At 34.2% G+C, this 26,441-nt stretch carries 27 protein-coding genes; all 27 read right to left on the minus strand.

Going from position 1 to position 26,441, the window contains the following annotated elements; translation table 11 throughout:
• Window positions 1–405: 405 nt before the first annotated feature.
• On the minus strand, window positions 406–1,491 hold the full coding sequence (gene aroB, locus CALKRO_RS06850; RefSeq protein ID WP_013430318.1) for a 3-dehydroquinate synthase: 1,086 nt from the start codon (window positions 1,489–1,491) through the stop codon (window positions 406–408).
• Window positions 1,492–1,572: 81 nt separating this feature from the next.
• A complete protein-coding gene (gene ileS / locus CALKRO_RS06855) occupies window positions 1,573–4,335 on the minus strand; it encodes an isoleucine--tRNA ligase (RefSeq protein WP_013430319.1) in 2,763 nt (920 codons plus the stop codon).
• Between the two features lie 28 nt (window positions 4,336–4,363).
• A complete protein-coding gene (locus tag CALKRO_RS06860; RefSeq protein ID WP_013290501.1) occupies window positions 4,364–4,825 on the minus strand; it encodes a DivIVA domain-containing protein in 462 nt (153 codons plus the stop codon).
• A 24-nt stretch (window positions 4,826–4,849) separates the two neighbouring features.
• Window positions 4,850–5,632 (minus strand): YlmH family RNA-binding protein, encoded by a 783-nt coding sequence (locus CALKRO_RS06865; RefSeq protein ID WP_049775614.1) that lies wholly within the window; start codon window positions 5,630–5,632, stop codon window positions 4,850–4,852.
• Between the two features lie 3 nt (window positions 5,633–5,635).
• The gene (locus CALKRO_RS06870; RefSeq protein WP_013430321.1) at window positions 5,636–5,911 is read right to left on the minus strand and encodes a YggT family protein; all 276 of its coding nucleotides are present in this window, start codon (window positions 5,909–5,911) and stop codon (window positions 5,636–5,638) included.
• A 28-nt stretch (window positions 5,912–5,939) separates the two neighbouring features.
• Window positions 5,940–6,377, minus strand: a complete 438-nt coding sequence (locus tag CALKRO_RS06875) for a cell division protein SepF (protein WP_013430322.1) — start codon at window positions 6,375–6,377, stop codon at window positions 5,940–5,942.
• Between the two features lie 19 nt (window positions 6,378–6,396).
• Window positions 6,397–7,098 (minus strand): YggS family pyridoxal phosphate-dependent enzyme, encoded by a 702-nt coding sequence (locus tag CALKRO_RS06880; protein ID WP_013430323.1) that lies wholly within the window; start codon window positions 7,096–7,098, stop codon window positions 6,397–6,399.
• A gap of 15 nt (window positions 7,099–7,113) precedes the next feature.
• Window positions 7,114–8,259, minus strand: a complete 1,146-nt coding sequence (locus tag CALKRO_RS06885; RefSeq protein WP_013430324.1) for an endonuclease Q family protein — start codon at window positions 8,257–8,259, stop codon at window positions 7,114–7,116.
• On the minus strand, window positions 8,256–8,807 hold the full coding sequence (locus tag CALKRO_RS06890) for an NUDIX domain-containing protein (RefSeq protein ID WP_013430325.1): 552 nt from the start codon (window positions 8,805–8,807) through the stop codon (window positions 8,256–8,258). Before CALKRO_RS06890 ends, CALKRO_RS06885 begins: the two co-directional genes overlap by 4 nt.
• A 9-nt stretch (window positions 8,808–8,816) precedes the next feature.
• A complete protein-coding gene (locus tag CALKRO_RS06895) occupies window positions 8,817–9,869 on the minus strand; it encodes a DUF3866 family protein (protein ID WP_013430326.1) in 1,053 nt (350 codons plus the stop codon).
• 6 nt (window positions 9,870–9,875) lie between these two features.
• Complete coding sequence (rnhA, locus tag CALKRO_RS06900; RefSeq protein ID WP_013430327.1) at window positions 9,876–10,313, minus strand: ribonuclease HI; 438 nt, start codon at window positions 10,311–10,313, stop codon at window positions 9,876–9,878.
• 12 nt (window positions 10,314–10,325) lie between these two features.
• The gene (gene proC, locus CALKRO_RS06905) at window positions 10,326–11,108 is read right to left on the minus strand and encodes a pyrroline-5-carboxylate reductase (protein WP_013430328.1); all 783 of its coding nucleotides are present in this window, start codon (window positions 11,106–11,108) and stop codon (window positions 10,326–10,328) included.
• Window positions 11,105–12,649 carry a putative polysaccharide biosynthesis protein gene (locus tag CALKRO_RS06910; RefSeq protein WP_013430329.1) on the minus strand — a complete coding sequence of 515 codons (1,545 nt, stop codon included), beginning with the start codon at window positions 12,647–12,649 and terminating at the stop codon, window positions 11,105–11,107. The genes proC and CALKRO_RS06910 overlap by 4 nt, the downstream gene beginning before the upstream one ends.
• A gap of 74 nt (window positions 12,650–12,723) precedes the next feature.
• On the minus strand, window positions 12,724–13,527 hold the full coding sequence (gene spo0A / locus CALKRO_RS06915) for a sporulation transcription factor Spo0A (protein WP_013430330.1): 804 nt from the start codon (window positions 13,525–13,527) through the stop codon (window positions 12,724–12,726).
• 81 nt (window positions 13,528–13,608) lie between these two features.
• The gene (spoIVB, locus tag CALKRO_RS06920; RefSeq protein WP_013430331.1) at window positions 13,609–14,850 is read right to left on the minus strand and encodes a SpoIVB peptidase; all 1,242 of its coding nucleotides are present in this window, start codon (window positions 14,848–14,850) and stop codon (window positions 13,609–13,611) included.
• 76 nt (window positions 14,851–14,926) lie between these two features.
• Window positions 14,927–16,582 carry a DNA repair protein RecN gene (gene recN, locus CALKRO_RS06925; protein ID WP_013430332.1) on the minus strand — a complete coding sequence of 552 codons (1,656 nt, stop codon included), beginning with the start codon at window positions 16,580–16,582 and terminating at the stop codon, window positions 14,927–14,929.
• Window positions 16,583–16,587: 5 nt separating this feature from the next.
• Complete coding sequence (locus CALKRO_RS06930) at window positions 16,588–17,046, minus strand: arginine repressor (RefSeq protein WP_013403283.1); 459 nt, start codon at window positions 17,044–17,046, stop codon at window positions 16,588–16,590.
• 28 nt (window positions 17,047–17,074) lie between these two features.
• Window positions 17,075–17,860: an NAD(+)/NADH kinase gene (locus tag CALKRO_RS06935; RefSeq protein WP_013430333.1), complete on the minus strand. Its 786-nt coding sequence runs from the start codon at window positions 17,858–17,860 to the stop codon at window positions 17,075–17,077.
• Between the two features lie 45 nt (window positions 17,861–17,905).
• Window positions 17,906–18,250, minus strand: coding sequence for a histidine triad nucleotide-binding protein (locus CALKRO_RS06940; protein ID WP_013430334.1), 345 nt, complete (start codon window positions 18,248–18,250; stop codon window positions 17,906–17,908).
• Complete coding sequence (gene alaS / locus CALKRO_RS06945; protein ID WP_013430335.1) at window positions 18,247–20,898, minus strand: alanine--tRNA ligase; 2,652 nt, start codon at window positions 20,896–20,898, stop codon at window positions 18,247–18,249. Before alaS ends, CALKRO_RS06940 begins: the two co-directional genes overlap by 4 nt.
• Window positions 20,899–21,001: 103 nt before the next feature.
• Window positions 21,002–22,057 carry an AI-2E family transporter gene (locus CALKRO_RS06950; protein WP_013430336.1) on the minus strand — a complete coding sequence of 352 codons (1,056 nt, stop codon included), beginning with the start codon at window positions 22,055–22,057 and terminating at the stop codon, window positions 21,002–21,004.
• A 69-nt stretch (window positions 22,058–22,126) separates the two neighbouring features.
• Entirely contained in the window at window positions 22,127–22,288 is a 162-nt protein-coding gene (locus CALKRO_RS13690) for a hypothetical protein (RefSeq protein WP_013430337.1), read from the minus strand.
• 11 nt (window positions 22,289–22,299) lie between these two features.
• Window positions 22,300–22,725 (minus strand): PRC-barrel domain-containing protein, encoded by a 426-nt coding sequence (locus tag CALKRO_RS06955; RefSeq protein ID WP_013430338.1) that lies wholly within the window; start codon window positions 22,723–22,725, stop codon window positions 22,300–22,302.
• Window positions 22,726–22,767: 42 nt separating this feature from the next.
• On the minus strand, window positions 22,768–24,759 hold the full coding sequence (gene ispH / locus CALKRO_RS06960; RefSeq protein ID WP_013430339.1) for a 4-hydroxy-3-methylbut-2-enyl diphosphate reductase: 1,992 nt from the start codon (window positions 24,757–24,759) through the stop codon (window positions 22,768–22,770).
• A 22-nt stretch (window positions 24,760–24,781) separates the two neighbouring features.
• Entirely contained in the window at window positions 24,782–25,357 is a 576-nt protein-coding gene (locus tag CALKRO_RS06965) for a lysophospholipid acyltransferase family protein (protein WP_013430340.1), read from the minus strand.
• On the minus strand, window positions 25,347–26,027 hold the full coding sequence (cmk, locus tag CALKRO_RS06970) for a (d)CMP kinase (RefSeq protein WP_013430341.1): 681 nt from the start codon (window positions 26,025–26,027) through the stop codon (window positions 25,347–25,349). The genes CALKRO_RS06965 and cmk overlap by 11 nt, the downstream gene beginning before the upstream one ends.
• Complete coding sequence (gene aroH / locus CALKRO_RS06975) at window positions 26,024–26,398, minus strand: chorismate mutase (protein WP_015907796.1); 375 nt, start codon at window positions 26,396–26,398, stop codon at window positions 26,024–26,026. The genes cmk and aroH overlap by 4 nt, the downstream gene beginning before the upstream one ends.
• Window positions 26,399–26,441 lie beyond the last annotated feature (43 nt).

The following is a 26,441-nucleotide window of genomic DNA, read 5'->3' on the forward strand; positions in this document are numbered from 1 at the left end:
AATTGAACATCATTAAAAACAATTTTTATTGATAAAACCTTTCTTCACTCCCATTTGATGTCTTTTTTTAACCTCACCTCTAACTCAGCTTCTGATGGCTTTAATAAATCTTTGTTCATTTTCTTCACTCTCCTTTTACAATTGTAGTTACATTTATATTTTACAACAGTAAAAAGTAGTTTGTAAAGATGTTTTTGAAAAGTTTTTTGAAATTTTTGATGCAGATTCATAAGAGAAGTATAATTTTTATTTGGCAATCTACGACGATGCAGGAAAATGAACACTTAATATGTTATAATTAACACATAAAAAAGCTCCCTTTTCTTGGCATTTGTTTTTTATAATTTGTAAGCTATATAGCCAAGACAAGGAAGCTTCTTCTTGACATTGTCAGACTGATGTATTTTAAGATAAAACAATTTCCTCGAACTTACAAAGTGCTTTATACAAAACATCTTCATCGATTTTGTGACCTAAAACATAATCACATACATCTTTTAATAAAACCATTCTTATTGAAGCATTTATATTCTTCTTGTCATACTTCATAATTGAGATAATTTGACTTTTTTCAAATCTTTGAGGAAGCTTTATATTATTCTTCTCTAAAATTCTTATTAAAAAATCTAAGTTTGATAAATCAAAATTAAATAGAATGTTTGAAAGTATCATCTCAGCAACCATTCCAAAAATAACGAATATACCATGAGAAAAATGGTAATTGTAATATGTCTCTAATGCATGACCTACTGTGTGGCCAAAATTCAGAACCTCTCTTAAATGTGATTCTTTTTCGTCATTTTCAACAACTTCGACTTTACAGTTAATAGATTTCTTTATCAACTGCATAGCAAGTATTTTATCTTGAAAAATCTCAAAAACATCATTTTCAAATCTATCTTTCATATCCAATATACTTTTGTCTAAGGTAAAACCATATTTTATTATCTCACCAAAACCAGATAAAATCTCGCTTTTTGGTAATGTTTCCAAAAACTTAGGAGATATTATTATCATTTCAGGCTGGTAAAATGTCCCAATCTGGTTTTTGTAAGATTTATGATTAATACCAGTTTTTCCACCAATGCTACTGTCAACCATTGAAAGAAGAGTTGTTGGAATGTGAATGAGTTTCACACCACGCTTATATGTAGATGCTATAAATCCGACTACATCACCAATAACTCCACCACCAATTGCAACAAACAATGCTCTTCTGTCCACATTTCTATCTAAAAGATAATCAATTGCCTTTAGGTAAGATTCTATTGACTTTGACTCCTCTCCTTCATCAAAAAGGTAGAGGTAAGAGTAGGAAAGACTATCAATAAAATCTTTGTAGAGTCTGTAGACCATCTTGTCGGTAAATATTACAAGATTTGAGCAATTAAAAGATGCAAGATATTCTCCGGTTTTTTCTATACTCTCAATAAAGATAATGGGAATATTTTTTTCTTCCCTTTTTAAACTTAAGTAAATCCTATCTTCCATCCTACCCATCCTTTTTGTAAATTTTATAAAATTAAAAGACAAGCCGGCACTTCTTATAATACCGGCTTTATCTTTTTTATGTTATTTACCCTTTACAACCTCATAGCACCTTGGACATACATTTAAACTTTCTTCATTCTTTCCAACCATTGTATCGAATTTCCAACATCGTTCACACTTTGAACCATCAGCCTTATAAACTTCCACTTTTATCTGGCCGCTATCACTTTCTTCAACCTCAAGCTGAGAAACAATTAATACTTCCTGAATAATGTCTTTGTTTTCTTCTATAAATCTTTTTATATCACCTTTTGCAAAAATTTTCACTTTGCTATCCAATGAACTTCCAATAAGCTTTTCATTTCTTGCAATTTCAAGCTGTTTTGAAACAATGTCTTTTATTTCAATTATTTTATCCCACTTTTCTCTTAATGCTTCATCTCTTAATATATCTTCATTGATACTTGGCCAGCTTGTCAAAAACACTGATTCAGCGTCTTCCTCTTTAAAAATAATATTTTGCCAAATTTCTTCTGCTGTAAAAGACAAAATTGGTGCAATGAGTTTTGTGAGCGCAATTAGTATTTCGTACATGACAGTTTGTGCAGATCTTCTGTCAAGGCTTTCACTTTTTGATGCATAAAGTCTATCTTTGTTTATGTCAAGATACAAATTACTCATGTCAATTACACAGAAGTTATGAACAAGATGATATACCTGATTATAATCATACTCTTCGTAAGCTTTTGTAACCTTTTCAATCAACTTATACAGCCTTTGTAACGCCCACTTGTCAATTTCTTTAAGGTTTTCATATCCTACCTTATCTGTTTTCGGATTAAAATCATAAAGATTTCCAAGCAAGAATCTTGCTGTGTTTCTTATCTTTCTATAAATTTCTGTTAGCTGTTTTATAATATCCTTTGAAATTCTCATATCTGTTGTATAGTCAGCTGAAACGCACCAAAGCCTTAAAATGTCTGCTCCGAACTCATTGATGATATCAAACGGCGATATTACATTTCCTTCTGACTTTGACATTTTCTTCCCTTCGCCGTCAACAACAAACCCATGAGTCAGAACAATTCTATACGGTGCTCTTCCTTTTGTCGCAACAGCTGTCAAAAGCGATGACTGGAACCATCCTCTGTACTGGTCGTTTCCTTCTAAGTACATATCACATGGCCACTCTAAATCTTCTCTGCTCTCTAAAACATAGGCATGAGAAGAACCTGAGTCAAACCACACATCCATAATGTCAGTCTCTTTTTCAAACTCGCTACATCCACAAACAAGACACTTTGTACCTTCTGGCAAGAGTTCTTTGACATCCTTAGAAAACCAAGCATCAGAACCTTCTTTTTCAAATATTTTTGCTATATAATCAATTGTTTCATCAGTTATTAACTCTTTCCTGCAATTTTTGCAATAGAATATTGGAATTGGCACACCCCAGATTCTCTGCCTTGAGATACACCAGTCTTGCCTGTCTGCAATCATATTGTAAATTCTATCTCTTCCCCACTCTGGCACCCACTTGACATCATCTACAGCCTTGAGAGCCTGATCTCTAAAACCTTTGACTGAAGCAAACCACTGCTCGGTCGCTCTGAATATAACAGGATTTTTACATCTCCAGCAGTGAGGATACTGGTGAGTTATCTTTTCAACACCAAGAAGATGACCTGAAGCTTCCAACTCCTTTGCAATCTCCTTGTTTGAATCCTCATAAAAGAGGCCTGCAAACTTGCCAGCTTCTTTTGTCAAATATCCTTTATTGTCAACTGGAACAATTACAGGTATATTATACTTCTGACAAACCTCAAAGTCTTCTTCACCATGACCCGGTGCTGTGTGAACACAACCTGTTCCTGCTTCCAAAGTTACATGTTCACCCAAAATTACTAAAGAAGTTCTATCCAAAAATGGATGTTTACATTTTACATATTCTAAATCCTTGCCTTTAAACCTTGCAATTTCTTTGTACTGCTCAATTTTATTTGTCTTCATTACTCTTTCTACAAGCTCAGATGCCACAACTAATATCTCATTTCCGATATCAATCAAACTATAATCAAAATCAGCATTTAAGGCAATTGCTAAGTTGCCTGGAAGTGTCCATGTTGTGGTTGTCCAAATTACAATGTATACCTTTTTATCTCTTATAGGTAAATTTGAAAACAATCCTTTGTCGTCGATCACTTCAAACTTAACATAAATAGAGTATGTCCTGTCTTCCTGATATTCAATCTCTGCTTCTGCTAATGCAGTTTCACACGACGGACACCAATAAACAGGTTTTAAACCTTTGTAGATGTACCCTTTTTTAGCCATTTCTCCAAATACGCGAATTTGTCTTGCCTCAAATTTTGGGTCTAAAGTCATATAAGGATTTTCCCATTCACCAAACACGCCAAGTCTTTTGAACTGTTGTCTTTGGATGTCAATATAGCTGAGGGCAAACTCTTTACACTTTTTCCTAAACTCTACTGGGTCGATTTCATGCCTGTTTACTCCAAGCTTTTTGATAACCTGCTGCTCGATCGGAAGACCGTGTGTATCCCAGCCAGGAATATAAGGTGTGTAATAGCCATGCAATGATTTGTATTTATTTACTATGTCTTTTAAAACTTTGTTCAAGGCATGTCCTAAATGAATGTCGCCATTTGCATAAGGTGGTCCGTCATGAAGAATAAACTTTTTATTATTTTTATTTTTTTCGAGCATCTTTTTGAAAATATCATTTTCTTGCCAGAACTTTAGAAATTGAGGTTCTCTTTGTGCTAAGTTTGCTCTCATTGGAAAATCGGTTTTTGGTAAGTTCAATGTTTGACTCCAGTCCATCTCGTGTTTCATCCCCCTGCCAAAAATATTAGTCGTTTTGTAGTTCTTTGTCTACCATTTCAAGTGCACTAAGTTCAGTTTGTAGTAAATTCCTGAACTTGTTAAGAAAAAGTTGATACCTTTTTTTAAGCTCCCCATATTCATATGTTATTTGCAAAACTTTGCTATTTGCTTCTTCTATCATCTTTGAAGCCTTCATCTCGGCTTCTTTGATTATTGTCTCAGCTTTTTGATATGCCACCTTTTTAATCTCCTCTGCAGTTGACTGTGCAACAATCAACGTGTTTTGAAGGGTCTCTTCAATTGTCTTATAGTTTTGAATGTTCTCATTCAAAAGTGCAATCTTGTCTTTGAGCTCTAAGTTTTCCTTGTACAAAGCCTCATAATCTTTTAAAACTTGGTCCAAAAACTCTTCTACCTCTTCAACACTGTACCCGCCTATATACACCCTTTTAAAGGTCTTAGATTCAATATCTTGAGGGGTTAACATCAATATTTTACCTCCGCATAAAAATTATGAAAATCTCGAAACTTCTATACTAATTCTTCCCTTTTTCGTAGTGGACAATACCTTTTCGATTTTGAGTCGCCCATGATGACGTACCGAAACCAAATCCCCTTCCTTAACAGCATACGAAGGTTTATCAATGTATACCCAGTTGACTGCTACTTTCATCTGTCTGATTAAATCTGCTGCTTCTTCTCTTGAAATTCCAAAACCGTGGCTTATTACACTGTCAACTCTGAGCGATGCAACTGTATAAACAACTCTTTTACTGTTATTGTTGATAAACCATTTTATATCGATTTGACCATTTTCAACAATACTGCATTTTACTTTCTCATTGCCTATTTTGTCTATATTTGTTACAACATATGTTGCAATTTCATCTTTTACAAACACAAGCGCGCCATTTTCTTTGACCAAAATGTCACCTATTTTGTCTCTTTTGAGTCCGTTTCCAATAAAACTACCCAAAATTTGTCTGTGAGAAAGATTATTCTTAGCTTCAATTAAAATTGTTTGTATTGGATATGTGAGATTTTCTGTATATTCTTCAAAATCTCTGTTAAAAAGGGCCAATATATTTCTTTCGCTGTCTTCATACCCGCCCCAACTTCTGTGTAGAATATGATTTTGATTCTTTAGTAGGACCTCGACTGCATACTTTATTGCAAACGGGGAAAGAAAGTCAGAATATTCAATTCCCCAGCTAAGCTTTTTTATCAAGTTTTTGAGTTTCAGCACTTCATACTTGTTCTCTTCGGGAATATAAGTCATAGCCTGGTGCCCCATTTTTCATATTAATATTATAAGAAGTAGTCGCAAAAGCCATCTTAAAACTTCTAAAAGAATTATAGCAATCATAGGAGAAAAGTCAATAAAACCTATCCGAATGTATCGCAAAGCTACTCTCCTCACAGGGTCAAGGATAGGATTTACAATAGTACCTAATATCCTCCTATATTTGTTGTATGGGTCAACTATCACCCACGATAAAATTGCATCAACTATTATACAAAATTCAACAAACGAAATTGCCTTGTCTGCAAATCCAAATAAAAATCTTATCATAAAACTCCCCCAAAAATTTTTGTCTTGATTACTTCAACCAGGCAAATACACCTTTCGACCTGAACTCTTCTTTGAGCTGTTCATCAACCTCTAAATCAATACTTCTTGGAACAACAACAAATATCTTTTTGCTCACCTTATGAATCTTGGCATCCAGAACATAAACAGCCCCGCTTACAAAATCAATTATTCTTTGTATATGCTCCTCTGCTACTTGTTCTAAATTGAAAACAACTATTTTGTTTTCTCTAAGAGCATCGCAAACCTTAACAACCTCATCAAAGAGTTTGAGATTGTATACTGTAACTTCTGTCTGGTTTGCTTTTCCGATTGTCACTACCTTTGGCGTTTCATGTTTTGGTTTTGCATTTTCATCTTTTGTTTTTGAAATGTCCTGAGGCTTGTCCTCCTCTTCAATTTCAATGCCAATAAGGTTTAAAAATTTTCTTTGAAGGTTATCAAACATGACCAAAAAACCTCCCTTATTATTTTTGTGGTCTTTCCCCAAAGATTTTAGTTCCTATTCTAACCAAGGTGGCACCCTCTTCTATTGCCACCTCAAAGTCACCACTCATACCCATTGACAGCACTTCAATGTTAACATTATTATAATTTAATTTCTTATATTTTTCAAAGATTTCTTTCATCTTTCTAAAGTACACTCTTAATTTCATTTCGTCATCTTCGATTGGAGGTATTGTCATAAAACCCTTGAGAATGACATGTGAACAATTACTGATCTTTTCAATCAAATCATCTACTTTCTCTATACTAACTCCACCCTTTGACTCTTCACCACCTATGTTTATTTCTATAAGTACACTGCATATTTTACTTGCTTTTGCACATCTTTTTTCAAGTTCATCAATTTGCTGAGGGCTGTCAATTGAATGAATGAGACTTACTTTATCATAAATGTATTTAATCTTGTTTGTTTGAAGCCTTCCTATAAAATGCCATTCAAGATAAGGAAGTTCTTGAAACTTTGGCAAGAATTCTTGTACCCTGTTCTCACCAAAAATCTTTAGACCAAACTGGTTTGCAAGCTTTATAGTCTCGACATCTACCCCTTTGGTTGCACCAAGCAGGCTTACCTCATCTGGCTTTCTACCAGCTCTTAAACAAGCCATTTCAATTCTTTCCATTACATCCTCAATATTTTTTTTAAGCGTTTCTTTGTCAACCATAAGTCATCACCCAGTTTATTCAAATATAATTCTTCCAAAATGCCCTCCAGCACCAAATTTAACGGTGTAGTCTTGATTCATAAATCTTACAAGTTTTTGAGCTACATTTTCATCAATGTTATAATTCTTAAAAGTACCATTATTTAGAGATTTAATAAAGTTTATTTCATTTTCAAAAACGTCAATTATTTTTTTGATCGTTTTTTGTCCAAATCCCTGTACAAGTTCAAAAGGGAATGTGTAAAAATAAGGCGGTTTTTCAATAGGATTTTCTGTCCTGCAAAGCCAAGAAATTCTGTCTTCAACACCAATTACAATGTCTCTGCTTTTGCAAAATGGACATAATATTAAATCTTGGCTTTTTAAATTAAATGAACTGTTACATCTATTGCAATACGATTTATGATATTTTCCAAGTTTTGGGTTTATGCCATAGTTTGCCTTTATTCTGTTTTCCTTTAAACTTTTTATAACATCTTTTGCAGAAACATTTTCAACCTCAATTTCGTTAAACTCTCTTGCAATATTTTTTAAAGAATGAGCGTCTGAGTTAGAAAGAAGACTCCTTTTTTGAACATTACAAAGAGCATTTACCATATAAGAGTCTGCAGAAAGACCAAGCTCTATTGAAAAAACCTCTATCTTCTTAAAAACCTCCTCAACTCTTTGTGCTGCTGAATAAAAACCTTTATATGGTGTAAATGCATGTGCAGGCACAGTTAAAAGTCCAAAAGATGATACAATCTTTTCAAATTCGCTAATTTGGCCTCTGAAAACTGGACAGCTAAAATCAATTTGATTAAAGTAGGTTTTAATTATTTTTCTAAAGTCTTTTAACTTTTCATAATCTTCGAAAAAGACAAGACAGTGAAAATCATTTGAACAAAACCTCAATTCAATCTCGGCTGCAGGTATTATCAAAAGCCTTTCAGAATACAGGCTTCCATCTTTCAATTCAAGCTTTCCTTTATCTAATAGCTTATCAGTTTCATCAATTACATCCTTGCATAAAAAATCGACAATACCAATCACATCAAGTCCTTTTTCATCTTTTGCTGTTTTTATAATATTCTCCAGCGTAAGGGTTTTTGAAGAAGGTACCTTTATATACCTTCCATTAGAAAATCCAATGTGGACGTGCAAATCGGCATATACCCTCATTTTATCAAACCTTGCTCCTGCAAATACATGTTTGCAAGAAGAAGTCCTATTATTGTCTTTGCATCCCTAATCTCACCTTTTTTGACCATCAAAATAGCATCATTCATCTTAATTTTTAGTACTTCCACAAACTCATCAGCATCTGTATGAACCTCTCCTTTGAAAAGGCCTGTTGCAAGGTACACATGTATCACTTCGTTTGAAAATCCAGGCGTTGTATAAATCTCGGTAAGTTTTATTAATTCGCTTGCTTTATAACCTGTTTCTTCTTCAAGCTCTCTTTTGGCACATTCGAGTGGATCTTCGTCTTTGTCAAGCTTGCCTGCAGGAAGTTCTATTATTACCTTTTCAATTGGTTTTCGAAACTGTTTTACAAAGATGACATTGTTCTCATCATCGACAGGAACAACTACAGCTGCACCCGAGTGAAGTACAATAGCACGCTGAGAGATATTGCCGTTTGGAAGTAAAACCTTGTCCACTTTTAATGATATAAATGAACCGTCATATATCAATGTAGAGTCTATGGTCTTTTCATAAAAATCCATCTTTATTCTTCATCTCCTTTTAAGTTTTGTCGAAACATATTCAGCTGTAGCAAAAAGTTCTAAAAAGTATTCACAATCTTGCTCATAACTTCTCCCCATTGTGCTCATGATTGATTTATATTTTTCAACTATCATTTTATCTATTTCGTTTACCACAGCTACAGTATGCTTTGCACGGTAATTGTTTAATATCTTATATATTTTTGCGAAAAATATTTTATCCTCAAAATCAAAAATTGGAATTTCTACAGAACAATTGACATAATTTAATATTGTAAGAGAATGATGACTTATGAATCTGTGCCGCTGTCTTTTTTCATTTTTCGATACTCTCACAGGAAACACTACTCTACCGCCAAACCTAACTACATCCTCAATAACATGGACAGCCTTGTAACTACTGAACCCAAACTTTGTCCCTGTTCCCACAATTCCGGGCAGGGGAGAAATTATAGCAACATCACATCCCAAGCTTTGAGAAAAAATGAGAGAATTTATTTCGTTTATACATTCAAATTCACCATTGAATGCTTCCTGGCATGTTATTATGTAGTCTACAAATTTGTTTTCTTTTAAAAATTCTAAGTTATGTGAAAGCTTTGCATTTAACATTCCCCAATCGTTTAATATGACAGAAATCTTTATTCTTTTTACTTTTTCTTTAAGGTAAATACATAGAGGCAAAAGCATGCTATGAAGCTCACATACAATAACAATTATATCATTAAAATTTGGGACTTTATCAAAAAGGTCAGGATTTTTTTCTTCTTCTGTTAGGACAGAAAATTGCAGTGGTGTGTATCTGAGCTTCATTATATGACCTTTTGACAAATTTTTAAAAGCCTCAAAAGGCAAAATATAATCATATCCGCCAGTCCCAAGCTGAAGCATTCTTGCTGTTGTGTTTACTAAAACCTCTTGTCCCTCTTTTACCTCGTGATTTATATCTAAAAAGTTTATAGCTATACCTACATCACCGTCTTGATATTTTACTTCAACATACTGGCAAACCCCTGTGTTATTTATCTTTCTTGTCACAATCCCTTTTTTTATTTCAAACACTTTGTCTTATTGCTCCCCTTTTATCATACTTCTTGCAATTCTATCACAAAGATTATTAAGCTCATTGTCAGCATGGCCCTTTACTTTCTCAAAAGTTACTTTGTGAATTTTCATAAGCTCTACAAGTTCATTCCACAAATCAATGTTTTTGACCTCTTCCTTTTCAGATGTCTTCCATCCATTTTTCTGCCATTTTTCTATCCAATTTTGATTGATAGCATTTACAATATAAGCAGAATCTGAATAGATTACCACTTTGCATGGTTCCTTCAATGCCTTTAGAGCTTCCACAACCGCTTTGAGCTCCATTCTGTTATTTGTTGTATATTTTTCAAAGCCTTTTAACACCTTCTTGATTCCTTTGTATATGAGAATAGCACACCATCCGCCTGGTCCAGGATTTCCGCTGCAAGCACCATCGGTGTAAATTGTAACTTCTTTCATCACTTTTTACACCTACAATATATTTTTGGCTCTTTCATATGCCTTGAGTATCCCATCTATTATTGCTCCTTTTACTGCTCTTCTTTCAAACTCCACAAGCCCTTCAATTGTTGTACCTCCAGGAGATGTTACCATATCCTTTATCTGTTGTGTAGTTAACATATTATTTTTCATGTTAACAACAGTACCTTCAAACAATGTTAAGACCAAGTTTAAACTTTCTTGTCTTGAAAATCCGAGTTTGACTGCTGCATCTACGCAGCTTTCAATAAAGTGTGCAACAAATGCTGGACCACTTCCAAATAAAGCTGTTATTGCATCCATATGTTTTTCATCAGTAGCTATAACCTCACCCATATTTTTGAAAAGGTAGAATATTTTTTCTTTTTCATCAGCTGATACCTTTTCAGAAAAACATATTCCCATAACGCCTCTCTGTACACTTATATTTACATTCGGCATTACTCGCACTATCTTTTTGTCCCCTACAACATCTTTTATTTTTGAAATTGAAATTCCTGCTGCAATAGAAACTATTATTTTTTCAGAAATGCAATCTTTTATTTTCTCAAGCACATCAACGATGTCTTTTGGCTTTACAGCAATTATGATTATGCTACTGCTTTCTGCAGTCTCAATTTCACTATTCATCTTGGTGGCACCATAAGCTTGGGAAAACCTATTAGCCTTGTCAAGGTCTATGTCATAGCAAAAAAGATGAGCTTCAATAGATTGTTTTATTGAATGTGCGATTGAACTTGCCATGTTTCCGCAGCCAATTATTCCTATCTTCATTTTCTTTTCACCTCAAGTATAAATTCCTTTATTGTTGAAACCTTCAAAATACCGAATACAAATGTACACATAAAATACACACATACACAACAAGTTATCATAACTACACCTTCGATAAAGACAGAGGATTTGAGAATGTTAAGTATTGCTCTGCCTACAATAACCATTATAACACTTGAAAGGACAATATAAAACATCTTTAGCATATTAAAATGGGCAAAACCAAAGGATTTTAACTTATCTAAGTTTATCACAAACACCACAAAGTAACACATGATATTAGCTAAGACAAGCCCTGATATGTTTAGATTGTATATTACAATAAACACAAACATGCATATAATCTTTATAATCAAACCCGTCAGGATACTTTTTACAGGTGCTACAAAATGTCCAGTTGCTTGCAGCACCGACGTTGTAAACTGAACAAGAGAGATTAAGATGGTAAGAAAAGCAGAGATTTTTAGCACGCTATCCCCTGTTGCAGCGTTGAAAAATACAATTTTGAATATGGTATCAGAGAAAAAATAAAACGCTGCACAACAAGGTAGTGTCACAAGAATGATGTACTCAAAAGCAGTGCAAATGAGCTCTGTTTTTTCTTTTTGCTGTTTTGCAGCCACAACATATGAAACTATGCTCACAGCCATTGACACACTGAATGTAAGTGGCACATGTATGAGAGTCATTGCCTTTCCTGAAAATATTCCAAACAGCTGTGAGATTATTCTATCCTGATACCCTCTTATATGCATGAAATATGGAAAAAGCAAAGAGTCAACAATTGATATTACTGACATCAAAAACGACGACAGTGAAAAATAAATAGTAAGCAAAAGAATATTTTTAGATTCTAAGATTATATCACGGTATACTTCTTTATTTTCGGCATTGTTTTTGGTATTATTTATAATCTTATCTTTTTGCAAAGCAAAAACAAGATAGATTAAAGAAAATAAAGCTCCCATACTGCTTCCTGCAAGTGCCCCTGCAACCGAAAAGTGCACCCCTTTTTTTAAGAGCAAAATGCATATCAAAAGGCCAAAGCAAACTCGTCCTATCGACTCTATTATTTGCGAGATTGAAACAATAGTCATCTTTTTGACACCGTTAAAATACCCTCTGTATGATGATTGTACAGAGACAAGAAAAAGTGCAGGTGCTAACGACAAGTATGGAATATAAGCCTCTTGTGGCCACTTGAAGATTTCTATAATCTTTTTGGATAAAAACACATATGCAAGTGAAAATATAAAAGAAATAGCTGTTATAACAATCAAACTTGTGTAAAATGTGAGTTTACAAGCCCTGTAATCTTTTTCTGCATGAGAGGAGGAAATCTGTTTTGATACTGCGAGTGAAAAACCTGTCATTGTAAAAGTCAAAACGGTAGTATAAATGGGATAAGGCAGCTGATACAACCCTATCCCATAATCGCCAACAATATTTATAAGAGGAAGTTTTAAAAATACACCAACAAACTTTGCAAAAAGTGACCCCACTGTTAAGATGATTGCTGAATATATTAATCCTTTTTTCATAAACTTAAGCTTTCACATCAAATTGTTGTTCCATATTAAAAGTGTATGTAAATTATCCTGTTTTAAATCCTCGTTTATTTTGCTTGGGAAGACTTCTTTATCTTGAGTCTTAACTTGTCGCTTATCATGGCTATAAATTCAGCGTTAGTAGGCTTTCCTTTATCCTGTGACGTGGAATACCCGAAATATTTATAAAGTGTTTCTGCCTTGCCCCTTGTTGCTGAAATCTCTATTGCATGTCTTATTGCTCTTTCCACTCTGGTTGGTGTGGTGTTGTATTTCTCTGCAATCATAGGGTACAAAACCTTTGTGATACCATTTAAAAGGTCTGCATCCATAGTGGCTAAGACAATTGCATCTCTCAAAAATTGATACCCTCTCACATGTGCAGGAATTCCAACCTCTTTTAGAATTTCTGTGACCTCGGCTTCTAAGTCTAATTCGCTTACAGGTTTTTTCTCAGCAGGTTTTGAAAAATTTATCTCTGCAGTCTCTGACTTTGAAGATGTACTGATTAAAAGTTGTCTCACTCTTTCTATCATAATATTCAAATCAAAAGGTTTAACAAAGTAGTAAAGAGCTCCCATATTAATTGCTTTTTGCGAAATATTTTCCTGACCAACTGCAGAAATGACAATTATGTTTGGGCGTTTTTCCACACTTGAAAGATTTTCTATTACACCAATTCCATCAAGGTACGGCATTATGATATCCAGCATCAAAAGGTCCGGTTTCTTTTCTTCAACAACTTTTAAGGTTTCAATACCATCGTAAGAATTACCAACCACAAAAAAATCTGGCTGGGAATTGAAAACTTCTGTTAAAAGCATGTTAAATTGTCTGTTATCATCTGCAATCACTACTTTTAACTTTTCCATATATCTCCCTCATTTTGATGTGTTATATACATAAAAATTCAACAGCTAACCGAAACTTCCTTTTAGTATTTTTAAATAAATTTATTTGATATATTTTGTGATATTTAGCATATTATCAATAAAAACACCGTATCCTCTTTCTGGTTCTTGCAAAAAAACATGAGTAATAGCTCCGACAAGTTTGTTATCCTGAATAATTGGAGAGCCACTCATTCCTTGAACAATTCCAGATGTGAGCTGAAGAAGTCTTTTATCAGTAATCCTTATAACAAATGCTTTTGTCGAATTTCTATAAAGAGGCAAAATTCTTTCTATTTTTATTTCAAACTTTTCAATATTCCCTGAAACCTCACTAAAAATATATGCACTACCTACGTGAATATCCTGAAGTCGGGCAATCTCCATACTTTGAAGGCTATCCCAAAAACCACTTTGAATTATTTTACCATAAATCCCGTATGGAGTATTAATAATCACATCTCCAACTACACAGTTTTCATTGATTTTGCCAACAACTTCGCCAATCTCACTTTTATCGTTTTTTCTTATATCAACTATTTCGGCTGAATAAATTTGTCCCTCTTTCACATCCAGAAGAATACCTGTGTCTATGTCTGATATACCATGACCAAGAGCACCAAAAACCTTTCTTTCGGTATCTACAAATGTAACTGTTCCAATGCCACTTGTACCATCCCTGACCCACAGTCCTATTTTGTATACACCTTCGTTACTTAGAAGTGGTTTTACTTTGAACTGTTTATAGGTTTGTCCTCTTTTGATTACAAAAACTAAGGACTTGCCACCTGATGAGTTTATGATTTTAAAAAGCTGATTGCAGTCTTTTACCTTCAGCCCATTTACATATACAATCTTATCACCTATTTGGATACCTGCTTCTTTTGCAGGAACTCGTGAAGTTGAATTACTACCATTACTTACGTAAGAATATCCTATAACAAGTATTCCATCTGTCATAAGCTTGATTCCTATAAATTTCCCAGAAACCCAGACCTTGTTTGATTCAAGAATAGAGATTCTTACCTTTTTGAGCGGTATTGTACCAATTTTTAGCTCGCATAAAACTGAAGAATTCTTCTTTGGGATATAAATCTTATTTGTTCTGTAAAGAAATTTTATTTGTGTTCTGGTTTGAACATTTGAAGGACTTAGATTAACATTAACAAAAATAGGAGTTTTAATAGTAATAGCTTTGTCTGAGCTGTAACAAGTAAGACAATCAGGAGTAATGTAAAGATAGATGACAAAAAAGGTGGTAATTAAAATATAGAAAAGAAAAAGTCCACCCGCCAGTTTTTTCAATTGTTTAACACCTGTCAATTTAAAATTTCTAATAAATTATCCTCTCCACTACCCTCTTAAAATATTCTTGAATACTTCAAATAAACTGAGATTTTAACTGCTTTGCATGAAGAAGAGAACTTTCTGTAACATTTTCTCCAGAAAACATTCTGGCAATCTCTCTTAACTGTTCATTCCCTTCAAGCTTTTTGATATTTGAGATTGTAAAATTATCTTTAACTTCTTTATATACGTAATAATGTGTATCTGCGGCAGCAGCAACCTGGGGCAAATGCGTAATACATATAATTTGGTGTTTCTTTGATAGTTCTTTTAAAAGTTTTGCAAGTCTGTTGGCAACAACTCCACTCAGTCCGCTATCTATCTCATCAAAGATAATCAGCTCTATATCGTCTTTTTCTGCCACAATAGATTTTATTGCAAGCATTATTCTTGAAAGTTCCCCGCCTGAAGCAATTGTAGAAAGTGGCTTTAGCTGCTGACCAACGTTTGTTGATATCAAAAATTCTACTTCGTCAATTCCTTCTTCGTAAAGCTCTCTTTCAAGAAAATTAATATAAAAACTTACATTCTTCATTTCAAGTTGGGAAAGTATCTCTAATACCTTTTTTTCAAACTCCTCAGATTTTCTCCGCCTGATATTCGACATCTTCTTAGAAATTTCCTCAAGTCTTTCTTTAGTTTTGCTCAAATACTCTTTTAGTTCAAAAGCTTGTTCGCTACTACTCCTAATTTTTTCCCTCTCTTCTAATAAATTTTTTCTGTACTCCAGTATCTTTTCGATTGTGCTTCCATATTTCTTCTTTAATCTGTTTATTTTATCAAGTCTGTCCACTATTTGTTCTATCTCATCTTTATTCACTTCGTAGCTCTGGCTTTTTTTGGATATAGAAAATGAGATGTCTTCTATTTCATAATACACGTTGTTCAGTCTTTCAGATATTGCCTCAAATTCCTTGTCAAACCTTGAATTTTCGTTAGCAAGTCTGATACACATCTCAAGAGAGTCTATAATTGTATTATTGATAGTATCAAGCATTTTTTCACTGTTGTGCTTGAGTTTCCAGCTGTTTTGGATAATCTCTTTTCTTTTTTCAAGCTCTATATCCTCACCTATTTGGGGTTTTACGCTTTCAATCTCATTTATTTGGTAGTTTAGTAAATCAAGTTGTCTTTCCCGCTCTTCTTCTTTTGTTATTATCTGTTCATAAAGCCTTTTTTTCTCTTGGTAATCATGGTACAAATCCTTATATTCAGCTTTTAACTCTTCAAGTTCTCTCCCACAGAACCTATCTATGTACAAAAGTTGAATCCTTTTATCGTTTAAAAGATGAGTCTCATTCTGACCATGAATTTCAAATATATGCTTAGTTATTTCTCTTAATGTTGAGAGTAATACAAACTGATTGTTAACCCTGCAGATGTTTTTGCCACTGCTGTACACTTCACGGCTAACAATCAAATAATTGTCTTCAAGAGAAATTCCCATCTGAGTCAATCTCTCAATAGTACTCTTTTTTTCGATTTCAAAAACTGCAGATACGCAGGCCTTTGTACATCCTGTTCTTATAATTTCTTTTTTGAATTTTGTTCCCAAAAGCAAAGATAAAGAATCAATGATAATAGATTTACCTGCACCAGTTTCACCTGTTAGTATAGTCAGACCTTTGTCAAATTCAATGTCAAGTCTATCAATTATAGCAATATTTTCGATTAATAATCTTTTTAACATGATATCTACTCACCTTGGCTTATTATAGCTTTTATCCTCTCAACTATCTTATCAGCTGCTGCACTGCCTTTAGTTGCTATGAAAATGGTATCATCACCTGCAATTGTTCCCACAACCTCAGGCCAACTCAACGAATCAATGGCAGCAGCAGCACCCTGTGCAGCACCTGTAATTGTCTTTATAATAACCAAGTTATCAGCAGTGTCATATTTGACTATTGACTCAGAAAAGACCTTGATAAGTTTTTCGGTAATATTTGCTTCTGGACCTGATAAAACTGCATATTTGTACTTTCCTGTTTCAGTCAAAACTTTGGTAAGTCTTAGCTCTTTTATATCTCTTGAGACCGTAGCCTGTGTCACATCATATCCAAGTGCCTTGAGTCTTTCAACAAGCTCTTCCTGTGTTTCTATATCTTCATTTTGAATTATTTCTAAAATCTTCTGTTGTCTCTCAGATTTCATAGCAAAATTTCACCTCTATCCTTCTATATTACTCTTTTATTTTTTCTCTAAGAATTTCATAAAAGTTCCTTTGCTTAAGCCTTATAAGTTTTAAATTGTGTTGAGAAATCTTACATTCAACAAATTCTTCTGGCGCAAGCTCATCTACAAATCTGCCATCTACTACTACCTGAACATTTTCAGAAGATGAATTTTCCACTTTTATAGTTCTTGCGCTGCCAAGTACAAGACTTCTTGAACTCAAAGAATGAGGACAAATAGGGGTGACTAAAATCACCCCCAGCTGTGGCTCAACTATAGGTCCACCTGCCGAAAGTGAATATGCAGTCGACCCAGTAGCTGTTGCAACTATAATACCGTCACTTCTATACTCCTGGGCAAACACACCGTCAATATAAAGACACAGGTCCACTATGTTAAAAGTATTTCTGACAATACAAACATCGTTCAAAGCAAAGAAAACCTTCTCTTTTACCTTTGCTTCAACAATGTGTCTCTCTTCAATAAAATACTCTTTTTTTAACAGATTGAAAATTGCCTTTTCAATATCATCTCCTACCTCTTCAGTAAGATACCCCAGCCTTCCACAGTTAATGGCAAGAACTGGTGTTGCTTCTTTCGAGGCCTTTTCAACCACATTCAGAAGTGTGCCATCTCCTCCTATTGTGATAAGGAGGTCAAAATTTTTGGTTTTTTTGTTCTCTTCATTTACCAGTAGCCAATTAACGCCGTTCTGGTTAAAAATGGATACAATATTTTTTAAGATCTCACTGCTGCGTTCTTTTTGAAAATTTACAAAAATTCCAACTTCCATTTGCAAAACCATACTCCTTTATTATTGCCCAAACAAATTGTTTATTTAACCAGCTGGCCAGGAAAATTTTCTGCCGCCAAGTAAGTGAAAATGCAAATGGTCAATAGTCTGGCCACCATCAGCTCCACAGTTTACCACAATTCTATATCCTTTTTCATCAATTTCAAACTTTTTTGCCAATTCTTTTGCTACAACAAATACATGACCTATAAGTTCTTTGTGGTGCTGCTGTACATCATTTAAATTTTCTATATGTGTCTTAGGAACAATAAGGATGTGCACGGGTGCAGTGGGATTTATGTCTTTAAAAGCACAAATAAGCTCGTCTTCATACACAATCTCAGATTGAATTTCTTTATTTAGGATTTTACAAAAGATACATTCACTCATTTTTGAGCACTCCCCTTTAATATATCTTTCAAAATATTCTCAGCTGTCTGTAATGCCATATCTATCTTCGATATATCATTTCCACCGCCTTGGGCAAAATCTGGTCTTCCACCGCCTTTTCCACCAAGTACTGAGCATATTTCTTTTACCACTTTTCCACAATCAACTCCCTTTTTAACTGCCTCTTTTGAACATGACATGAGTACAGTGACCTTACTACTCTGCTCTAAGATATTGAGCACAATTGCTTTTGAATCTCTTTCTTTAATCTTGTCAGTAAGAAGTTTTACATAATCCATATCGTCAGTCTTTTTTCTGTTTACAATCAACTTGAACTCACCATAATCAACCGCTTTACCAAAAAGGGATGAAAGTTCATTTTCAACAACCAAAAGTTTATATTTCTCTATCTCGACTTCAAGGTTCTTTATTTTGTTCTCAAGCTGTTCTATCTTCGATATTATCTCAGAATCAGTGCTGGCTTTCACTTTGCTTCTTAACTGTTTTAACGTCTGCTGAGTATTTAGAATAAACCCATAGACCTTGTTTCCAGTAATTGCCTCAATTCTTCTAACCCCTGCAGCTACACTCGACTCAGATATTATCTTAAACATTCCTATCTGACCCGTGTTATCCACATGTGTTCCACCGCACAGTTCCATACTAAAATCGCCTATTTTTATAACCCTTACCACATTTGAATACTTCTCGTCAAACAAAGCAGTTGCACCCATCCTCAAAGCACTGTCCAAATCTGTTACAATCTTTTCAACAGGGATAGCCTGTTGAATAATGTTATTGATCATCTTTTCAATTTCAATTAGCTGCTCCTCGGACAGTGGCTCATAATGAGCAAAGTCAAATCTGAGTCTGTCAGGGGTAACCTGTGAACCACTTTGTTGTGCGTGTTGTCCCAATATTTTCCTTAGTGCACTGTGCAAAAGATGTGTTGCTGTATGATTCTTCATCGTAGCAAGTCTTAGCTCTTCGTCTACTTTAGCAACCACACTTGACAAAACAGTTATCTCACCTTTTAAAACTTTTACCTTATGAAGAATTGTTCCCCTTGGTCCTTTCTTGACATCTAAAACCTCTGCTAAAACTCCTTCACCTTCTAAAATGCCCTTATCTGCAACTTGTCCACCACTTTCTGCATAAAAAGGAGTTTTGTCTAAGATAACAAAACACACATCTTCCTCTTTTGCATATGCTGTTTCTTCATTGTCCAGAAAAATCTTTAGTATCTTTGCCTCTTGTTTTAAAGTATCATAACCAACAAAAATTGTTTCAATATCCTCATCAATGACAATGTTTATATCCTTCCACCCAGCATTTTCAAGTTCTTTTTGAGCAGCTCTTGCCCTTTCCTTTTGCTGCTGCATAAGTTCATCAAATCTCTCTTGGTCAATAATAATCCCCTTTTCTGCAGCTATCTCTTTTGTGAGGTCAAGAGGAAATCCGTAAGTGTCGTACATCTTAAATGCAATTTCACCATTTAAAACTGTTTCCTTGTTCTTTTTAAGCTTCTCAATCTCACTCTCAAGTATCTCAAGCCCAACATCAATTGTCTGATTGAACCTGCTCTCCTCGTTATAGAGCACTTTCTTTATATACTCAGCTTTTTGAACAAGTTCCGGATACGGATTTTTGTAAGACTCTACAACCGTGTCTACAATGAGGTGCAGGAACGCTTCTTTTTTATCAAGCATCCTACCGTGTCGTGCAGCACGCCTTATAAGCCTTCTCAAAACATACCCTCTTCCTTCGTTTGAAGGCAAAATACCATCACCAATCATGAACACTGTGCCGCGAATATGGTCTGTGATGACACGAACCGATACATCTTTTTCTGCATCTTTTCCGTAGTCATAGCCTGTGACTTCACATACCTTGTCACGAATAGCCTTCACTATATCAATGTCAAAAAGAGAGTCAACCTCTTGCATAATTGCTGCAATTCTCTCAAGCCCCATACCTGTGTCAATATTTGGATTTTTTAACCTGTGGTATACACCATTTTCATCCTTATCAAACTGAGTAAAAACAAGATTCCAGAACTCAACAAATCTGTCACAATCACATCCGATACCGCAAGTGGGCCTGCCACAACCCTTTTCCTCGCCTCTATCAAAGTATATCTCAGAACATGGTCCGCAAGGTCCTGTTCCTATTTCCCAGAAGTTATCCTCTTTACCCATTCTTTTGATTCTATCTGGCTCTAAGCCTACCTCTTTGTGCCAAATTTCAAAAGCCTCATCGTCTTCCTCATATATTGTAACCCATAACCTCTCTCTTGGAAGTTTTAAAACCTCTGTAACAAACTCCCACGCCCAGATAATAGCTTCTCTCTTGAAATAATCACCAAACGAAAAATTACCCAGCATTTCAAAGAAAGTAGCATGTCTTGCAGTTTTACCTACTCTATCGATATCTGGTGTTCTTATGCATTTTTGGCATGTGGTAATCCTTCGGCGAGGAGGTTCTTCAATTCCCAAAAAATATGGTTTTAATGGTGCCATTCCAGCGTTTATCAGAAGAAGACTTTTGTCGTTTTTGGGAATAAGTGAAAAACTTGGTAGCCTCAAATGTCCTTTTGATTCAAAAAACTGGAGAAACTTTTCTCTTATCTCGTCTGTAGACATGTACATCTTTCAATCAGCCTTTCCTTTTGATATTTTTTAGAAGGTAGTTTTTATAATTTTTCAATACAATCAAAATTTTATTAAAGCCAAATTACAAAGTCAACAATATTCACTCAATCTTCTCAGATTTTATCCTTTTCATGATATTAATAAATATAATTTTTATTACTGCAGCAATAGGAATGGCAAAGAACATTGCAACAAACCCAAATATTTTGTTTGCTAAGATTATAACTATAATTATGGTAAGAGGATGAAGCCCGACTTTTGAACCAATAACTCGTGGGGATATGATAAAACTGTCAACTTGCTGAAGTAGGACTAAAAAAATCACAACCAATATAGCCTTTATGTAGGAGTCAGAAAGTGCTATTATCACTGCTGGAATACTGCTAAATATTGGTCCAAAATAGGGAATCAAATTGCCAATACCAGTTATTACACCCAAAAGAGCTGCATATCTTACAGAAAGCAGAGAAAATCCTACAAAGCTGAGCAGTCCAACTATAAAGGCATCAAGAAGCTGCCCTCGAATATACTGATGAAGAACCCTATTTATATCAACAAAGATATAAAGTCCTTCTTTTCTGTATTTCTCGGGTAATAACCATTTTATCCACATGACTAACCTTTTCCAATCCCTCAGGATATAAAAAGATATAATAGGAATAAGAAGATAATACAAAATGTTAGAGGAAATACTCTTTACAATGTTTAAAAATATTGATAATGTTTGTTTGGAAATTCCTTCGATATTGATTGAATTAGCGTTTAGTATTTCTTTAATATCAATGTTTAGTTTATTCAAAAGTTTAGAATCAATCTCAAAAAACCATTTTTGAATTAGTATTATATAATCAGGAATGTTTTGGATAAGCTGCTTAGTTTCGCTAACAAATAAAGGAATAAAATATACAAATACCATAATGGTGATACCAAAGATTATTGCAAACGAAATCAGGATTGAGATATCTCTTGACCGAATCTTTGTTTCTAAAAAATCTACGCAAGGTTTTAAGAGATATGACAAAAATAGTGCAATCAAAAATGGAATCAGAATCGGCCAAAATGCCTTCATATTCGCAAAAAAATAAATAACGATTGCAATTAGAGCTATGAACAATATATCTGTAAAATATCTTTTGACCAATTTTATTATATGCACTTTTTAACACCTCAAATAGAATTATTCTTATCCCTTAAAATATTAAAAAAGTAGGGAAGAAAACCTTCCCTATCGCAAAAGCTTATTTAGCATAGCCATCAGCTTTTTAGTAATCATTCTTTTTAAAAGTTTATTTTTCATTCTCCTTGGAGATGCCTGGGACAGCATGGCAGATATAATCCCGCCTACTATGCTTCCTATCAATACATGTTTTGCAGAAATTCTTTTCAAGATTTCACACCTCAGCTTAATATTTTATTTTCTCTTAATATTATTTCCTCAGGGCTCAATATTATTTTTTTATTTTTTATATAACTCCAAATACTCTCTGAAACCTGATATTCTACAATTTTAAAGTTCTCTGCATTAAATATAATGTCAATTACAATCCCTATCAAAAACCCATTTTCGTCTATTACTTCTTTCAAAAAAATTTCTTGTGCTCTTAAAAATGGAAAGCTGTCAATGGAAGTATGAATGCTGCGGACAATCATAAGTTGATTGTTTATAGACTCAATGTCCTCTGTCGGCACATATGCGCACGATGGTATTTTAAATGAGTTTTTGACTCGTACTTTAAACCCAATCACCTTGTCATCTCTGAGTAACATGTCTTCTACTTTTCCTGTTATCTTGTTATCCAAATTAAGGACGGGTTTGTTTTTCAAGATAGAAAATGAAATCCTCATAGGCTCTTAAAAGATCAAATTTTATTGTTCTAACTTTATATTCTTCACAAAATCAGCGAGTGTTATCACAAAGTCTTCATTATGCTCAGTATCTATGTTTTCTTCTTCGTGCAAATCTTTTAAAGACAACGCAATCCTTCGCTTTTCTTCATCAATCTCTATAACCTTTGCTCTCAAGCTATCTCCAACTTTATACAGGTTATGTGGTCTTTGGTTGTATCCAAGTGGAATATTTGAAATGTGAACAAAACCATCAACATCATGTTCTGTAATCCACACAACAAGTCCAAAAGGTAACACCTTTGTCACTTCACAGTCAACAAGCATTCCCAAATACAAGTTTTTAATCTTTTTTATCCACTCATCATCTTGAGTCTTTTTTATGCTAAGATAAATCTGTTTTTTATTCTTGTCTATATCAAGAATCTTCACCTTGACTTTTTCGCCAAGTTCAAATAATTTTTTAAATTCTGCACCTTTTTTCAAATATCCAACTTCACTTACAGGTACAAAACCTCGTAGTTTCTCAAAATTTACCACAATGCCTTTTTCTCTTATCTCAACTACAGTGCCCTCGTATTCTCTGGAAAAATCTAAAGAATTAATCTGTTTAATAAATCTCTCCTCTTCTCTTTGTTTTAACAAAGATTTTCGACTTCCAAAAGCGATCTTTTTTTCTTTGCTGACATCTGTGATTTCTATTTCAAATATCTTTCCTATATCAGAAATTTGAACATCTTCACCCCACTGAGAAATTGGCACATAAACATTTGTACCTCTAAAATCACAAACAATGCTTTTTTCTTTAATTGACTTAACAACTACTCTTACAGTTTCTTTATTTTCATATTTTGAAAGCAGCTCTTCAAACCCGTGGAGTACATCTGCCCGATACTTTGATAAAACCACATTTCCTTCTTCATCTGACTCTTTTATCACTACTGCTTCGATTACCTCACCTATCTTAAATAGATCCTTCAAATTTACATTTCCATTCTTGATAACCTCGTCTTTGTAAATTATACCCTCTGCCTTGTAACCAATATCAACAAGTAGATAATCTTCCTCAACTTTTATTATCCTGCCTTTTACAACTTCACCTCTTTGCACTGTCAAAAAGCTTCTATCAATAAGTCTCTCAAAATCTTTCAGATTCATCTCATTAAACTTTTCTTCCAGATGTTTTACCACCTCTTCAATCTGTTCAGGAGAAGTGGAAGCACCTGCTGTCACCCCAATGCTTTTTATATAGCTATCTAATTTTATTGAATCTAAATCTTCAACTTTTTCAATAAAAAATGTGGGTTTTATCTCCTTCAGAAGCTGATACAATTTGTTGGTATTAGAACTTTTCTTATCACCGACCACCAACATTATGTCCACATGCTTTGCAAGCTCTTGTGCTTCCTTTTGCCTGTTTATTGTTGCTTTGCATATGGTATCGAACACTTTATAATTTGTATGAGACTCTAAAAATTCTCTTATTTCACTCCATTTTTTGCCGTCAAACGTGGTCTGACAGACAACTGCAGCTTTGCCTTCAATTTGATTAATCGCTTCTTTTACTTTTTCAATACCATCTACCACAAAACATTTTCTATTATTTCCAACATGCCCAACAATTCCTTTTACTTCAGGATGGCTCATATCACCAACAACAATTATGTCATACCCGTTTTCTGAGTGTTCCTTCACTATTTCGTGAATCTTTTTGACATATGGGCATGTAAAATCATAAACTTTCTCTGCTCTTTTCTCAATCTCGGCATACTCCTCCATTGAAACACCGTGAGAACGAATAAAAATTATATCTTCTTTCCCAATTTGCTCAATATCCTCTACAACTTTTACACCTAAATCTTTCAATTTATCTATAACATAGCTATTATGTATTAACATACCATACACCTTTATAGATTTTCCCTTATTTGCTTTTGCCCACGCCAAAACGCCTTCTACTGCCCTTTGAACACCAAAACAAAATCCAGCACTTTGCGCAACCTTAATAATCATTTTTTTTACTTCCCCTCTTCTGTTATTTCAGGATAAGTTCTTTAATTTCATTCATAATTTTATCCACAATCTCTTGATTATCCATAGTACTATTTCTAAATTCCATCGGCTTTCCGATTCTCACTCTTACCCTACAAAAAGGAACTATCTTACCAGAAATGCCAACTGGTAAAACTTTTGCGCCTGTTGCTTTAATTACAGTTGCAACTCCTTTTTCACCTTTTAAAATAATTTCTTTTGTCCTATTTCTCTTTCCCTCCGGGAAAATACCCAAAATATTGCCAGACCTTATAACCTCTATAGCTTTTTTTATTGCTCCAATATCGCTTTTGCCACGCTTGACAGGGAAAGCTCCAAAAGCTTTGATGATTGGTGCAAGCCACCATATTTTAAAAAGTTCACTTTTGGCCATAAAATATACTCGCCTGTCGAATATAAGTATAATCAAAACTGGATCAAGATAACTTCTGTGATTTGCGCAGATAATAAAAGGACCTTCTGGTATATTTTCTTTCCCTTCAACTCTTATGAAAAAGATACACTTTAAAATGATAAAAGCAACCTTCCGAATAAGGTTGAGAAAAAAATTATACTTCATTTTTGACCACCTTGTAAAAAAGCTCTAAAACCTTTTGCAAGACCTCTTCAATTGAAAGAGAAGTCGAATCTATGACAATGGCATCCTCAGCTACTCTCAAAGGGGCAAACTCTCTTGTCATATCATTCTGGTCTCTTTTCTTTATTTCATCTAAAAGTTGATAGTAATCTACATCATAGCCTTTTTGTTTCAGTTCCAAAAACCTTCTCTTTGCTCTTTCCTCTGCCGTGGCTGTTAAAAAGATTTTTAGCTCAGCATTTGGTAGAACATGAGTTCCTATATCTCTTCCGTCCATTATAACCCCTTTTTGTCTTGCTAATTCTTGTTGCATCTTTACAAGTCTTTCTCGTACTTCTCTTATTTTTGACACGTCAGATGCATACATTGAAACCTCGGGCTGGCGAATTTTTTCTGTGACATCTTCACCATCTAAAAAGACAAGCTGCCTGCCATCCACAAGTTTTATTTGTATATCAGTTGAGTTTAAAATCTCAACAATTTTTTTTCTGTCATGCGGTGAGATATTGTTCTTTAATACTTTGAGCCCCACAGCTCTGTACATTGCCCCTGTATCAATATGAATATATCCAAGCTGGCTTGCTAAAAGCTTTGAAATTGTACTTTTTCCTGCTCCTGCAGGACCATCAATTGCAATGTTAATCTTCTTCATAAATCTTCACCTTTCTCGCAAGTTAAGTCTTCCCTGAGTTTTGTTGCTTCTTTCAAATAAACATGTTTAGGAGTAAAGCTATTATCTCTTTGGACAAGCATAAGAAGCCTAATACATCTACTTAGCGCTCCTTCAATGTCAAGCTCTTGAGCACATATAAGAGGAATATCCACAAATCCCATGAGTCTTGCTGCATATGCTGGAAAAGCCGATTTTAGGTCTTTGGTCATTGTAAACAAAATAAAAACAATCTCTTCTTTTTTAAGATTGTTTCTAAGTATAATTTCATTCAAAAGTTCTTGAGTACATTTGACAATCTCCTCTTTGCAATCATTCTCAACAGTTGTAGCACCTCTTATTGCAAAAACCAAGATTATTCCCCCTACTAATTCTTTCATCTTTTGCACAAAAACT

Source organism: Caldicellulosiruptor kronotskyensis 2002, assembly GCF_000166775.1.
Taxonomy (GTDB): domain Bacteria; phylum Bacillota; class Thermoanaerobacteria; order Caldicellulosiruptorales; family Caldicellulosiruptoraceae; genus Caldicellulosiruptor; species Caldicellulosiruptor kronotskyensis.

Excerpts from the sequence above, each read along its gene's own strand:
- aroB (WP_013430318.1), bottom strand. The coding sequence starts at position 1,491 with ATGGAAGATAGGATTTACTTAAGTTTAAAAAGGGAAGAAAAAAATATT.
- ileS (WP_013430319.1), bottom strand. The coding sequence starts at position 4,335 with ATGGACTGGAGTCAAACATTGAACTTACCAAAAACCGATTTTCCAATG.
- CALKRO_RS06860 (WP_013290501.1), bottom strand. The coding sequence starts at position 4,825 with ATGTTAACCCCTCAAGATATTGAATCTAAGACCTTTAAAAGGGTGTAT.
- CALKRO_RS06865 (WP_049775614.1), bottom strand. The coding sequence starts at position 5,632 with ATGGGGCACCAGGCTATGACTTATATTCCCGAAGAGAACAAGTATGAA.
- CALKRO_RS06870 (WP_013430321.1), bottom strand. The coding sequence starts at position 5,911 with ATGATAAGATTTTTATTTGGATTTGCAGACAAGGCAATTTCGTTTGTT.
- CALKRO_RS06875 (WP_013430322.1), bottom strand. The coding sequence starts at position 6,377 with ATGTTTGATAACCTTCAAAGAAAATTTTTAAACCTTATTGGCATTGAA.
- CALKRO_RS06880 (WP_013430323.1), bottom strand. The coding sequence starts at position 7,098 with ATGGTTGACAAAGAAACGCTTAAAAAAAATATTGAGGATGTAATGGAA.
- CALKRO_RS06885 (WP_013430324.1), bottom strand. The coding sequence starts at position 8,259 with ATGAGGGTATATGCCGATTTGCACGTCCACATTGGATTTTCTAATGGA.
- CALKRO_RS06890 (WP_013430325.1), bottom strand. The coding sequence starts at position 8,807 with ATGGATTTTTATGAAAAGACCATAGACTCTACATTGATATATGACGGT.
- rnhA (WP_013430327.1), bottom strand. The coding sequence starts at position 10,313 with ATGAAAGAAGTTACAATTTACACCGATGGTGCTTGCAGCGGAAATCCT.
- proC (WP_013430328.1), bottom strand. The coding sequence starts at position 11,108 with ATGAAGATAGGAATAATTGGCTGCGGAAACATGGCAAGTTCAATCGCA.
- CALKRO_RS06910 (WP_013430329.1), bottom strand. The coding sequence starts at position 12,649 with ATGAAAAAAGGATTAATATATTCAGCAATCATCTTAACAGTGGGGTCA.
- spo0A (WP_013430330.1), bottom strand. The coding sequence starts at position 13,527 with ATGGAAAAGTTAAAAGTAGTGATTGCAGATGATAACAGACAATTTAAC.
- recN (WP_013430332.1), bottom strand. The coding sequence starts at position 16,582 with ATGTTAAAAAGATTATTAATCGAAAATATTGCTATAATTGATAGACTT.
- CALKRO_RS06930 (WP_013403283.1), bottom strand. The coding sequence starts at position 17,046 with ATGAAATCTGAGAGACAACAGAAGATTTTAGAAATAATTCAAAATGAA.
- CALKRO_RS06935 (WP_013430333.1), bottom strand. The coding sequence starts at position 17,860 with ATGGAAGTTGGAATTTTTGTAAATTTTCAAAAAGAACGCAGCAGTGAG.
- CALKRO_RS06940 (WP_013430334.1), bottom strand. The coding sequence starts at position 18,250 with ATGAGTGAATGTATCTTTTGTAAAATCCTAAATAAAGAAATTCAATCT.
- alaS (WP_013430335.1), bottom strand. The coding sequence starts at position 20,898 with ATGTACATGTCTACAGACGAGATAAGAGAAAAGTTTCTCCAGTTTTTT.
- ispH (WP_013430339.1), bottom strand. The coding sequence starts at position 24,759 with ATGATTATTAAGGTTGCGCAAAGTGCTGGATTTTGTTTTGGTGTTCAA.
- CALKRO_RS06965 (WP_013430340.1), bottom strand. The coding sequence starts at position 25,357 with ATGAAGTATAATTTTTTTCTCAACCTTATTCGGAAGGTTGCTTTTATC.
- cmk (WP_013430341.1), bottom strand. The coding sequence starts at position 26,027 with ATGAAGAAGATTAACATTGCAATTGATGGTCCTGCAGGAGCAGGAAAA.